Source organism: Streptomyces canus (assembly GCF_001514145.1).
Lineage (GTDB): Bacteria > Actinomycetota > Actinomycetes > Streptomycetales > Streptomycetaceae > Streptomyces > Streptomyces canus.
The window spans coordinates 54,084-66,425 of the sequence record NZ_KQ948676.1; the positions used below are offsets into that span (position 1 = coordinate 54,084).

General features: G+C 68.5%; 11 protein-coding genes and 3 pseudogenes. 6 read left to right on the forward strand and 8 right to left on the reverse strand.

What is annotated here, in order from left to right; all coding sequences use genetic code 11:
* Positions 1-47: 47 nt before the first annotated feature.
* Positions 48-1,073: a 6-phosphofructokinase gene (locus AQJ46_RS43470; protein WP_059210881.1), complete on the reverse strand. Its 1,026-nt coding sequence runs from the start codon at positions 1,071-1,073 to the stop codon at positions 48-50.
* Positions 1,074-1,547: 474 nt separating this feature from the next.
* Between AQJ46_RS43470 and AQJ46_RS43475 the strand changes: the two genes are divergently transcribed.
* The 3 genes from AQJ46_RS43475 to AQJ46_RS55730 all read left to right on the forward strand — a co-directional run bounded on the left by AQJ46_RS43475 (position 1,548) and on the right by AQJ46_RS55730 (position 3,061).
* Positions 1,548-1,931, forward strand: a complete 384-nt coding sequence (locus tag AQJ46_RS43475) for an STAS domain-containing protein (protein ID WP_079072702.1) — start codon at positions 1,548-1,550, stop codon at positions 1,929-1,931.
* Between the two features lie 290 nt (positions 1,932-2,221).
* Positions 2,222-2,887 carry a DUF4389 domain-containing protein gene (locus AQJ46_RS43480; protein ID WP_059210970.1) on the forward strand — a complete coding sequence of 222 codons (666 nt, stop codon included), beginning with the start codon at positions 2,222-2,224 and terminating at the stop codon, positions 2,885-2,887.
* A 9-nt stretch (positions 2,888-2,896) separates the two neighbouring features.
* Complete coding sequence (locus tag AQJ46_RS55730) at positions 2,897-3,061, forward strand: hypothetical protein (RefSeq protein ID WP_159064161.1); 165 nt, start codon at positions 2,897-2,899, stop codon at positions 3,059-3,061.
* On the opposite strand, the pseudogene AQJ46_RS57805 reads toward AQJ46_RS55730, so the two are convergent.
* Positions 2,998-3,217: pseudogene (locus AQJ46_RS57805) on the reverse strand (flavodoxin domain-containing protein); the annotation flags it as partial. The gene AQJ46_RS55730 and the pseudogene AQJ46_RS57805 sit on opposite strands and share 64 nt — an antisense overlap.
* 171 nt (positions 3,218-3,388) lie before the next feature.
* Between AQJ46_RS57805 and AQJ46_RS43485 the strand changes: the two are divergent.
* Entirely contained in the window at positions 3,389-4,486 is a 1,098-nt protein-coding gene (locus AQJ46_RS43485) for an MFS transporter (RefSeq protein ID WP_225887563.1), read from the forward strand.
* 189 nt (positions 4,487-4,675) lie between these two features.
* Here AQJ46_RS43485 and AQJ46_RS43490 read toward each other — a convergent pair.
* A pseudogene (locus AQJ46_RS43490) lies at positions 4,676-5,482 on the reverse strand (MFS transporter); the annotation flags it as partial.
* On the opposite strand from AQJ46_RS43490, the gene AQJ46_RS43495 reads away from it, so the two are divergent.
* Together AQJ46_RS43495 and AQJ46_RS43500 are read left to right on the forward strand one after the other, a co-directional pair.
* Positions 5,449-5,994 (forward strand): transposase, encoded by a 546-nt coding sequence (locus tag AQJ46_RS43495; RefSeq protein WP_059210971.1) that lies wholly within the window; start codon positions 5,449-5,451, stop codon positions 5,992-5,994. The pseudogene AQJ46_RS43490 and the gene AQJ46_RS43495 sit on opposite strands and share 34 nt — an antisense overlap.
* Positions 5,995-6,350: 356 nt before the next feature.
* A complete protein-coding gene (locus AQJ46_RS43500) occupies positions 6,351-7,967 on the forward strand; it encodes a flavin monoamine oxidase family protein (protein WP_059210882.1) in 1,617 nt (538 codons plus the stop codon).
* A 534-nt stretch (positions 7,968-8,501) separates the two neighbouring features.
* Here AQJ46_RS43500 and AQJ46_RS54765 read toward each other — a convergent pair.
* The 5 genes and pseudogenes from AQJ46_RS54765 to AQJ46_RS56695 form a co-directional block, all read right to left on the reverse strand.
* Positions 8,502-8,771, reverse strand: a complete 270-nt coding sequence (locus AQJ46_RS54765) for an NAD(P)H-dependent oxidoreductase (protein WP_404828524.1) — start codon at positions 8,769-8,771, stop codon at positions 8,502-8,504.
* Between the two features lie 27 nt (positions 8,772-8,798).
* Positions 8,799-9,187 (reverse strand): annotated as a pseudogene (locus AQJ46_RS54770) (transposase); the annotation flags it as partial.
* Between the two features lie 117 nt (positions 9,188-9,304).
* Complete coding sequence (locus AQJ46_RS43510) at positions 9,305-9,949, reverse strand: response regulator (RefSeq protein ID WP_059210883.1); 645 nt, start codon at positions 9,947-9,949, stop codon at positions 9,305-9,307.
* Positions 9,937-11,892, reverse strand: coding sequence for a sensor histidine kinase (locus AQJ46_RS43515; protein WP_059210884.1), 1,956 nt, complete (start codon positions 11,890-11,892; stop codon positions 9,937-9,939). The genes AQJ46_RS43510 and AQJ46_RS43515 overlap by 13 nt, the downstream gene beginning before the upstream one ends.
* A gap of 166 nt (positions 11,893-12,058) precedes the next feature.
* On the reverse strand, positions 12,059-12,319 hold the full coding sequence (locus tag AQJ46_RS56695; protein WP_208617084.1) for a hypothetical protein: 261 nt from the start codon (positions 12,317-12,319) through the stop codon (positions 12,059-12,061).
* Positions 12,320-12,342: the final 23 nt, after the last annotated feature.

Sequence of the window (12,342 nt, forward strand, 5' to 3'; positions counted from 1 at the left end):
GGCCAGGTCCTGTGGCGGATCGGTGATCCGGTGAGCGCCGGGGCCGGTCAGCCGAAGAACACCTCGAACTCGTCGTACAGCGACGGATCGACCAGCTTGTTCTTCGCTGTGGCATCGGCGAGAGGGAACCGGACGATCCGGGTGCCCTGCAGGGCGACCATGACGCCGAAGTCACCGTCCTTGACCGCGTCGATGGCGTGCAGCCCGAAGCGGGTGGCCAGCCAGCGGTCGAAGGCGCTCGGGGTGCCGCCGCGCTGGATGTGACCCAGCACCGTGGTGCGGGCGTCCTTGCCGGTGCGTTCCGAGATCTCCTGCGCCAGCCATTCGCCGATGCCCGACAGCCGCACATGGCCGAACTCGTCCAGCGACCGGTCCTTGAGAATCATCTGTCCCTCCTTGGGGACGGCTCCTTCGGCCACGACGACGATCGGCGCGTAGTTGATCTTGAACCGGCTCATCACCTGCTCACAGATCTGATCGATGTCGAACGGGCGCTCCGGGATGAGGATCACGTTGGCGCCCCCCGCAATGCCGGCGTGCAGGGCGATCCACCCGGAATGCCGCCCCATCACCTCCACCACCAGGGTGCGCATGTGTGACTCGGCAGTGGTGTGGAGACGGTCGATGGCCTCCGTCGCGATACCGACGGCTGTGTCGAAGCCGAAGGTGTAGTCGGTGCCGGAGACGTCGTTGTCGATGGTTTTCGGTACGCCGACCAGCCGGATCCCCTGCCCACTCAGCTCGGTGGCCACGCCGAGCGTGTCCTCGCCGCCGATCACGACGAGTGCGTCCACGTCGTGTGTGGCAAGGGTGTCCTGCACGCGTTGCAGCCCGTCCTCATGCTTGAACGGGTTGGTGCGGGAGGAGCCGAGGATGGTCCCGCCGCGGGGGAGAATCCCCCGCACGCTGGAGATGTCCAGCGGCATGACGTCACCTTGGAGCAAACCGAGCCACCCGTCCCGGACGCCGACGAAGTCGACGGCGTATTCCTGGACGCCTTTGCGGACGACACTGCGGATCACGGCGTTGAGGCCCGGGCAGTCACCGCCACCGGTCAGGACTCCGACCTTCATGGGCTTTCTCCCATCCGCTGGTCACCCCGCTCGACTGGTCGTGGCCTTCTCGGCAATCGAGAACAGCCGTCGGGGCAACATGGACCGCCTCCTTCCAGCCTCCCTCCGTTCGATCCGCAGTGGCCACTCGACGGGCGCCGGGTCCGGGTGACTCGCTCATGGGGCTTCTGTCCAGCCTTGGCATCGGCCTCGGGTCCGATGGACAGGTGTCGACTCCCTTGGTGTGCTGTCCGGACAGGTTGGTGACGCGGCTTGCGGCCACCCGGCCACGTAGATGGGCCGACCGGCCCCGCCAGCAGGGTCGGGGCAGAGCCGAGGAGCGCGGTGTCATGGTCCGTTACGTGTACGACTCCACGCGGGCCGACCGTGACCGGGAGCGGTTCCGGAGTTCCCGATTCCAACGTCTCTCCCGTCCACCGAATTCGCTCGGGCCTGTCGGCCCTCATCGACGGCCCGGACGGGTCATGCGGTCCCATGTCCAAAACGCACGCCAGGTTCGCGTTCTCCCACACGATGCGCAACGTCGACGGCACGGACGTCGTCGAGCTGCGCGGCGAGATGGACATCCGTACGGCGCCCTCCATCACGGCACTCCTCGACGCCCTGACGGCCGGTCCACCCCCTGATCTGGTCCTGGACCTGCGCTCCACGTCCTTCATCGACTGCACTGGGCTGGGCCGGCTATGCCGGGCGCGCAACCGTGCCCTTGCACGGCACGGCCGGTTCAGGCTGGTCAGCACCAGTCCGCACTTCCTGCGGATTCTGCGCTGCGTGCACCTGGCCGGCGTCATCGAGGTGTACCCAGGCCTGTCCGCGGCTCTGGTTCAGAAGACGGTCAGTCCCGCCACCCGGAACTGATCCTCAGCACGTCCGGTGCGGAGCAGCGTTGTCCCGCAGCGGGAACGGGGTGCCCAGTACGGCGTACACGGCGGCGGTTAAGGCGGTTGCAGCAGGGACTCGCCGCCGACGGCCGACCGGAAGGTGCGATTTCTCGGCGCCGTTGCCCATCTCCGCGCAGCCGTGCGGACGTGTAGGCCGACAGGCCCTCGTGCGGTCCCACACTGCCCTCGCGGCACCGGGCGGAAGCAGTCAGGCTGGTCATGAGCACACTCGGCGACTCCTGCGCCGGGGCGAAGGAGTTGATCACCATGACGAACCTGGTGGAGTTTCCGGACCGCCCGGTCCGGGTGAACGCGCGTATCGACTCGCCACTGTCGCGATGGCTGTGGCTCGTGAAGTGGATCCTCGCCATTCCGCATTACGTGGTGCTGTTCTTCCTCTGGATCGCCTTCACCGTGGTGACCGTGATCGCGTTCTTCGCCATCCTGTTCACCGAGCGCTATCCCCGCTCCCTGTTCGACTTCAACCTGGGAGTTCTTCGCTGGAGTTGGAGGGTCTCGTACTACTCGTACGACGCCCTGGGCACCGACCGGTACCCGCCGTTCAGCTTGGGCGAGGAGCCGGACTATCCGGCCCGGCTGGACATCGACTACCCGGAGCGGCTCTCCCGCGGCCTGGTGCTGGTGAAGTGGTGGCTCCTGGCCATCCCGCATTACATGGTCATCGGCTTCTTCCTCGGCGGCGCCCACGTCGGCTGGTGGTCCGGCGGCCTGATCGCCCTGCTAACGGTTATCGCAGCCGTGATCCTGGCCTTCACCGAGAAGTATCCGAAGGATTTGTTCGACCTGATCATCGGCCTCAACCGGTGGGTCCTGCGAGTCACCGCCTACGCCGCTCTGATGACGGACAAGTACCCACCCTTCCGCCTGGACCAGGGTGGGTCGGAGACGGCCGTTCCCGAAGAAGGGGCGTGAGCGGCGTCGGTGGCGGCATTCCGATCGACGGTCCTGGCCGGTACCCATGAGTCCGAGGCACCGGGCAAGGACAAGTCGCTCGGCACCAGGAGCGGGAGCCGGCTGTCCTTTCACCTCCCGGGCGACTCCCTCACGAGTGCGCTGCCGATTCCCGCGGCCCACGCCTCGATCTGATTGAAGTCGCGGAAGTCTCCGCCTGCCCGGAGGAGACGATCTTCCGGGCGATGAACCCCTCGGCACCCTCTTCGACGCAGCCTCCGAATGTGACGTGGTCCCGGGCATCAAGCCGGATCATGATCCGGCTTGATGCCCGGGAACGGGCGGAATGTCGTGTCACCGCCTGTCGAGGACGTGGAGGCCTGTCGTGCCCCGCCTGATGCCGGACACCAGACCGCAGCGCGTCCTCGCGGCCTCGAACTTCGTCCATACCGTCGGAAGCGGCCTCTACCTCACCGCCGGAGTGCTGTATTTCACCGAGGCGGTTCACTGCCGGCAGGCCAGGTGGGGCTCGGGCTCGGCATCGCCGGTCTTCTCGCACTGGCCGTGGGCGTCGCGGTCGGCCATCTGGCCGACCGGCACGGAGCACGAGGTATCTACGCGGCCACCCTGGTGGTCCAGGCGCTGGCCACGGCCGGCTTCGTCCTGGCGGACAGCTTCTGGCTGTTCGTCCTCGCCGTCTGCGCCGCCGCCGCGGCGAAGGCGGCCGAAATCGCCGCCCGTTCCCCGCTCATCAGGCACTACGGCGGCGACCGGCCGCAGGAGTTCCGGGCCTACCTGCGTGCAGTGACCAACGTCGGCATCTCCCTCGGTGCCGTGCTGGCAGGCTGGGTCGTCCAGGTGGGCACGCTCACCGCCTATCAGCTCATGGTCATCGGCAACGCGATCGCCTTCGTGGTCTCCGCGGTGATCCTGGTCCTCCTGCCGCCCGTCGCGGCCGTCCCCGCTACCGGCGGTCCTCGCTGGATCGCCCTGCGGGACCGTCCCTACCTGCTGCTGACCGCGCTCGACGGCATCATGGCCATCCGGTTCAAGGTGCTCACCGTGGCCATCCCCCTCTGGATCGTCGACGCCACCACTGCCCCGCACTGGCTCATCTCGGCCACCATGCTCACCGGCACGCTCATCATCGTCGCCTTCCAGGTCCGGGCCAGCCGCAACGTCGATTCCCCCGCCGCCGGCGCACGCGCCTACCGCCGGGCAGGCGTGGCCTTCCTGATCGCCTGCTCTCTGATCTCGCTGTCCGCGGGCGTACCGGCGTGGGCCGCCGCAGCCCTGCTCATCGCCGCGGTGGTGATCCACACGATCGGCGAACTATGGCACTCCGCCGCGGGCTTCGAAGTCTCCTTGGCCCTCGCCCCGCCGCACGCCACCGGCCAGTACCTGGGCGTGTTCGGCCTCGGCGCCGGCCTCGCCGAAGCATTCGGGCCAGGGCTGCTCATCGCACTCTGCATCACCTGGGGCCGTCCGGGGTGGTATGTCGCGGGAGCCATGTTCGCGCTGACGGGCTTGGCAGCACCACCCGCTGTCCGCTGGGCACAACGCCAGCAGCACGCCCTGCAGGCGCAGCTCATTCCAGCGGAAAAAGCTTCAACCGCCTGATCGAGCCGAGGCGGCAGCCCAACCCCCGTTCCAACGGAGCCAACCCGCACTGCGGAGCCACCTCACGGCGCCCGATCTTCCGAATCATCCGCGAACTGAGGCCAGTTGGAGTCGCCTCTATCGAGGGAGCCGATGGAAGCCGCCCCAGCCAGTCTGCGCTTTGGGCCATCCGGCCCTGGAATCTGCCTCCTATCGCTTCGACGTTGCGCCTACAGCGGCGATGAGAGCTGCGACGGCGGAGACAAGTGCAAGCAGGGTGAACAGATGGGGGTATCCGCCGAGAGGCGGCGCCAGTGCGGCGCCGGCAAAAGGGGCCAGCGCTGAGGCGGCGGTCGCAGGTGCGGCGAGGAGTCCGGAGAGGTGGCCGTAGTACGTGATGCCCCATCGATCGGTGATGGCTGTGGCCTGTAGCAGGGTGAGGTTGCCGCGAACAGTTCCGGCAGCGACGGCGAGGGCGGCCAGCAGGGCGTACGGGCCGGGAACGAGCGCGAGTGCGGCGGTCGTGATGCCGCCGAGCGCGATGAGTGTGGTCGTACGGGCGGTTACTCCGGTGCCTCGGGCGAGGGTGGCGTACAAGGTGCGGCCGAGGGTCTGTCCGGCGCCGCCGAGGCCCAGGGCCCAGGCGGCCTCGGCGGTGGTGAAGCCGCGTTCGAGCAGGAGCGGGACCAGGGCGATGACGACCGCGTACACGCTGAATGCGGAGAGTGTCAGGGCGCAGGCCAGCATCAGGAACGGTCGGCTGCGTCCGATCCCGCCTGCTCCGCCACCGGCATGAGGAAGCGTGGCAGGTGCGGCAGGCCAGGGCCCTGTGAGAGCGAGGGCGTGAGCGGGGATGGTGACGACGGCGAGGACCAGGGCGAGGACGGCGTATGTCGCCCGCCAGCTCAGGTGGTCGGCAAGGGCCGCGGTGGCGGGGGCGAAGACGGTGGAGGCCAGGCCCCCCGCCAGGGTGACGATGGTCAGTGCGCGGACGTGGTTGGGGGCGTACCAGCGGGTTCCCGCCCGCACCCGCCCGGTCACCCGACGGACACCGGATCAAAGCCGAGCTCGACTACAGCCGCGGACCCGAGAAAACCTGGGTCTACGGGGCCTTACGCGTCCGGGACAGCCAGCAGATCACCATGACCGCTTCCTCCCGTAACAGCGTCTTCTACCAGCGGTTTCTACAACAGGTCGAGGACGCCAATCCGACCGGGGAGATCTGGATCGTCACCGACAACCTGTCCAGCCACAACAGCTTGTCCACCCGGACCTGGCTCGATGAACATCCCCGCATCCACCACGCTTTCATCCCCGTCGGCGCGTGCTGGCTCAACCTCCAGGAAGGCTGGTGGCGCATCTTCCGCAAGGCCGCCCTCGCCGGTCGGTCATTCGCCAACCCCGACGACACCGCCCAGGCCACGACCCTCGCAACCGACCAACTCAACTCTCGCGCACGCCCCTGGGCTTGGGGCCGAACCGCACCACCAACCCGCTCTCTACGACGCCGATATGTGTACCTCCTTTGAGGAATCCAGCACTAGGCCCGCCGCTCCACGGGACTCGACCTGTTGGCCAAGGCCCGCCTCCACCCGATCGAGTCAGAAGCCGACGACATCGCCCTGCCCACCAGAGCCTCTAACGAGATCACCGAGTGGCCGCCGATACACCACTCCCGCGGACGTGACCGACCTGGGCGCAACTATCCCCACGACCAGCCACCCAGCATCCCATCCTGCTGACACCCAAACCTGCATCAGACCCCCCTGTCCTTTTGAAATGCGAGCTTGCAGAAACGTGTAGGTCACATCAATAATCCACGGGCCGTAATCGATCACTGGGAGGCTTCCCCGGTCTTCATTCCAGACCGAATGGGAGCCCAGTCATGGCACAGCCTCAGGTCGGGCCCGGAACAAGTCGCCGAGCGTTCCTGCGTCGCGTCGGAGTTGCCGGTGGCGCCGGCGCCATGTTCGCCACCATGGGGGCCCTCGGCCTCGCACCCACGGCCGCCTACGCCGCAGAGAAGGAGGCACCCTTCCAGTCGCCGCGCCGCGGCGACTTCGCCCTTCAGGGACGCGGCGGCAAGCCCGCCAGAGTGGTCGTCATCGGAGGCGGCATCGCAGGTCTCACCTCGGCTTACGAGCTGGGAAAGGCCGGCTACGACTGTACGATCCTCGAGGCCCGGGACCGCGTCGGCGGCCGAAACCTCACCATCCGCGGCGGCGACAGCCTCACGGACATCAACGGCATCAGCCAGACGGCCCACTTCAGCAAGGGCCAGTACATGAATGCGGGTCCGGCCCGCCTCGCCCAATGGATGGTCACCCTCGACTACTGCCGCGAACTCGGCGTACCGATCGAGGTCTTCACCAACACCAATGCCAGTGCGCTCATCTACAACCCGGGCCAGGGCATGACGAAACCGGTCCAGTACCGGACCGCGAAGGCCGACGTGTACGGCTATGTCTCCGAGCTGCTCTCCAAGGCGACCAACGCGGGCGCTCTCGACGGCGAGTTGACGGCCGACGACAAGGAGCGGCTGCTCACCTTCCTCAAAAGCTATGGCTCGCTCGGCGCCGACTACACGTACACCGGCACCGAACACCGCGGGTTCACCGTCGCCCCCGGCGCCTCCGGCACACCCGGCGAGGAACTCGGCGCCGTTCCGTCGCTGTCGGACGTCTTCGCCTCCAACGTCGGCCGCACCTTCTCGTTCGAATTCGGCTACGACCAGGCGATGCTGATGTTCCAGCCGGTCAGCGGGATGGACCAGATACCCAAGGCTTTCGCGCGCGCCATCGGACACGAGAAGATCCGCACCGGAGCGGCCGTGACCGATATCAAGAACACCACGGACGGCGTGGTCGTCACCTACACCCAAGGCGGCCGTACCCGCGTGATCAATGCCGACTACTGCATCGCCACCCTGGCACCACATGTCCTCGCGAAGACCCCGCACAACCTCGGCACCAAGGTGCAGACCGCGCTCCTCGCCGTGAAACCCGCCAACGCCTCCAAGATCGGCCTTGAGTACAAGAGCCGGTGGTGGGAGAAGGACCTCAAGATCTTCGGCGGCATCACCGAGACCGACATGGACCTGGACCACATCTGGTACCCGTCCTATGGCCACCTCGGCGACCGTGGCCTGATCATCGGCTACTACAACACCGGTGCTCACTCAGACGTGTATTCGGCGCTCACCCCGGCCCAACGGCTGGAGCGTGCTGTCGCGCAGGGCGTCATGATCCACGGCGACAAGTACCGTACCGAGCTGGCGGCTTCGTTCTCCCACCAGTGGAAGCTCGCCCCGTACCTCCAGGGAGCCTGGCACTCGATGCCCGGAGGCCCCGACGCGCCGGCGTACGCCCCGCTCAACACGGCGCAGGGCAATGTGTACTTCGCAGGTGACTACCTGAGCTATCTCGACGCCTGGCAGCACGGGGCGATCTCCTCGGCACGCAAGATCGTCACGGAGCTCCACGCGCGCGTGCTCGCCTCCTGACCTTCTCCCTCGGCGGCGCGGTTCGATTCGGACGGGCGGGCGCCAGACAGCCGATGGTTCGCCGGTGGCTGGTCCGTATGCGGCCCGCATGGCTGCCGGTGGTCTGTCCTACGGCAACTGTCGCGGAGGCAATTACCTCATGCGAGCCGCGGTGTTGGGCCGCATGGCCAGGCGGAACCCGCCGCGACCGGAGCCATGTCAGTTCGAGTGCCTTCCTGAAAGAACGGCACGGCCGGCTCGTTGCGCAGGGCAGCTGATGCGCTCCGCGCACTTCGACGCCGCGGTTTCTTACCGGGACATGGCCTGCTCCGAGCGTGTATCAGCTGCGTAGTCAGCTGCCCTCCGGCCAGGCTTGTGCGGTGATCGCACAAGCCTGGAGAGCCGTCTCGGCACGCCGCTCGGCGTTGCGAACCTTGCGGTTGAGCGGTCATGCCTCCGGCCGCTCGACGCCGAAACGGCGAAGAGCGGCCGGAGACTGGTGTGCCCCCTCACCACCGCGCCGCCTTGAGGCAAGCGGCCGGTGGTGAGAGCGCGTCAGGCTGCGTAGGAGGCAAGCAGTTCGTTGTACTGCTTGGCGGCAATGGCCAGGTCCTCGTCGGAGAGGCCGAAGGCGGTGCCGTACACCTTGACCATCGGCTGCTGGATGTCGAACTGGCACAGCCGCAGGGTCGCCTCCCATTTGCTCAGGAGTGTCTCGATGGTGGCCTGGTTCGAGCCTTCGGGGGTGTAGTGGTCGGCGGGGACGCCGGTGGTGACGGCGACGACTGCCTTCTTGCCGGCCAGCTGCGAGGCGGAGCCGTCCATGGTGAAGGCCCAGCCAAGGGTGAAGACCTTGTCCTGCCACTGCTTGAACAGCGGGGTGGCATCCATGACCTCCTTGCCGATACGCATCCCGGCGGCGTCGTGGCGGGCCCGGGAGGGGTGGAGTCCACACTGACCGGGGACAAGTCCGCCTGCCCCTGACGGGCGGCCTCGGCGATCAGGCCTTCGAGCAGTGCGGTGAAGACACCGGCGTCCCTCCCTACCCGGAAGCGACCGTAGACCGTCGGCCACGGGCCGAACCCGCCCGGCATCTCCCGCCACTGACTGCTGGTACGGAACCGACAGATCACCCCTTCGAACTGCTCACGCAGCCGCCCAGGGTACGGCCCGTACTCGCCTATCGGCAGGAACGGATCGATCAACTTCCGCTGCTCGTCGGTGAGCTGCCTGCGTGTCACGCTCGACTTCCTACCGGATCTCCCGTCCCGATTGAGCGCTGACGGCCAGTCCGCGATCGTCGTACCGGGTCAGGCTTACCCGGTGCACGAGATCCCGTGCTGCGCGACCACCCCTCCCTACCGGCCACCCCGAGCCGTGAGGTAGGCAAGGACCGCCAGAACGCGGCGGTTGTGTTCCGCGCTGGTGCTGAGGCCCAGCTTCGCCATGATCGAGGTGACGTGGGTCTCCACGGTTCGCTCGGTCAGCCACAGCCGTCGCGCGATGCCCAGGTTGGTGTGGCCTTCGGCCATGAGAGCCAGCACTTCCCGCTCGCGGGGGGTGAGTGCAGCGAGTGGGTCGCGGTGGGTGCCGATCATGCGGGAGACGACTTCGGGGTCGAGGGCGGAGCCGCCCGCGGCGACCCGGAGCAGAGCGTCCAGGAAATCGTCCACGTCGAAGACACGGTCCTTGAGGAGATAGCCGAAACGGCCCTGGGTGACCAGTTCCACGGCGTTGCGGGTCTCGATGTGCTGGGAGAGCAGCACGATGCCGAGTTCGGGAAAGGTCTGCCGAATCTGCCGGGCGGCGCGGGCGCCGTCGTCGAGGAGGTCCGGCGGCATGCGGATGTCGATGACGGCCAGGTCGGGGCGGTTGTCGGTGACGGCGGCGACGAGCGCGGGCGCGTCGGCGGCACGGGCGACGATGTCGTGGCCGGCGTCCGCGAGCAGCCGTGCCAGTCCCTCCCGGAACAGGGCGGAGTCCTCACCGATCACGATACGCATGGCAGCACCGCCTCCACGGTCGTACCGCCGCCGGGGCTGCTGGTGATGTGCAGCAGTCCGCCGAGCGCGGCGACCCGGTCCTTGAGGCCCGAGAGCCCCGATCCTCCGCGCGGGTCGGCGCCGCCGCGCCCGTCGTCCTGGATGGTCACGCGCAGTGCCCCGTCCCCGTTCTCGCCGACGACGACTCCGATGCTTGTGGCCTCGGCGTGCTTGACGGCGTTGGTGACGGCCTCGCTGGCGACGTAGAACGCGGTGGTGGCGACGTCGTCGGGCAGCATCCGTCCGTCGAGCCGCCAGTCGAGCCGCACCGGGGCTCGTATGGCCAGGGACTCCAGGGCGGGTCCCAGCCCGTCGTCGAGGGAGCTGGGCCGCAGGCCGTGCGCGAGCTCACGCAACTCCGCGACTGCCGTGCCCAGTTCGGCCACGGCCTGGTCGAGCAGTCCGTCAACGTCGACGCTGCCGTCGTCGAGATGGCGCTGCGCGAGCCGCAGCGCCATGCCGAGGCTGACCAGCCGCGACTGGGCGCCGTCGTGCAAGTCCCGTTCCAGGCGGCGCCGTTCGCGGTATCCAATGCGCAGCAGCCGGCCGCGGCTGGCCTCCACCTCGCCGAGCGCCTGGCGCAGTTCGAGCCGCAGCCGTACGGTCTCGACGAGCAGCGCGCTGGCGGTGGCCACCTCGCGCGGGCAGGGTCCGTCGATGATCCCGATGGGGCGGCCGGCGAGCCGCACTTCGGTGCCCTGCCCCACCAGTGTGCCGGCCGTGTCGTGGAACTGGGTGCCGCCCGGCAGCAGAAACCCGACCCGCAGCCGGGGTTCGCGCAGCGCGTCGCGCAGCACCTCCTCCAGTTGCTCGGGCCGTGCCCGTCCCGCGTGTACCTCGCGCTCCAGTGCCGCCACCGCCGCCAGCGCCCGCTCCCGTACGGGATAGAAACGCCGGTCCACCCAGCGGCGTACCCGGTTCTTCACCGGTACGAGGACGACGGCGACCAGCGCCGTCACGCCGGCCGCCGCCACCGCACTCCCCCGCCCCAGGGCCAGGCCGCCCGTGAAGGAAGCGGCGCTGTAGACCGCGAGTAGTCCGGCGGTCACCAGGCCCCAGGTCACGACGGCGCTGGTGGCGCGGTCCACGTCGTACAGGTCGTGGCGCAGGATCGCGAGCGCGGTGAGCGAGGGCACACCGAGACAGAGGGCTGCCAGGCCCACCCAGATCAGTGCGGTGAGCTCGCCGAACAGCAGGTAGTTGGCCCAGCACAGCAGCAGCGTGCCGGGCAGCGCGACGACACCCAGCCCGAACCACTTCAACTGCGCCCGCTCGACCGAGTCTGCCGCGCGGTAGCGGTGGCGGATCACCAGCGCCGAGGAGACCAGCAGCACCATGAACAGCCCGAGCAGCGGCAGCAGAAGAGCCCAGACCACGGACTCGGGCAGGGTGGGCAGGGGATGCCCGTACTCCTCGAACGGCGGGTCGTACGCGGTCGGGTCGAGTGCGGCCACGAGGATGAAGACGGGCGTGACGATCAGCACGCCGTACAGCACCAGACGGGGGAAACGGCCCGGGGGCAGTCGGCCGCCGGGGAAGAAGAGCATCAGCAGCAGGACCGGCACGTACCACAGGGTCCACATCCCTGCGGCCAGCTGGTTGACCGTCTCGGCGCCCGGCAGCGGGCGGGTGAGACTCACCTGGGCGTAGGTGTCGAGGAGGGTTTCCAGCGGCGGTACCAGGCCGATGAACGTGAGCAGGAATCCCACCAGGTTGGCGGGGCGACGGCGCGAGACGAACACCCCCAGGCCGGTGGAGAGCGCGCCCGTGACCACGGCCGAGACCATCCCGAACAGCACCCCGGCCGAGACGCCGGGGGCGGCGGCCGTCAGAGCGCAGCACGCCACGATCACCACCGTGGTCAGCACGGTGGTGGCGAGCGAGAGGCGACAGGGCCAGGGCATGGCCCAACGGTAGGGGCGGAACGGGGCCCTCAGTATCCGTGCTGACACGCAGAGTTGCTCCCGTGCCAGCTCCGATGCGGTGACCGCGGCTGCTCCGGGACAGTCCAGGTACCGGCATCCACCCGGACGGGGCGGACCGCCGGACGCACCACCTTGACCCGGACCTTCACGATCCCAACGGGGAGACCGCCGTGCGCACTGTCACCGCCCGCCGCTCGCTCGCAACCCTCGCCCTCGCCCTCGCCGCCTCGTTCGCCGGCACCGTTCCCGCCATCGCGGACGCGTCGACGGCGGACGCGTGCAGGCCCATCAGCCGCAACGAGTACATCGCCGACCGCTGGCAGGAGCTCGGCGGCGCCAACGGCTCGCTCGGATGCCCGATCGACACCACGAGGAACGTCACCGTCGGCGGGGTGTGGAAGGGCAAGCGCCAGACCTTCGAGAACGGCC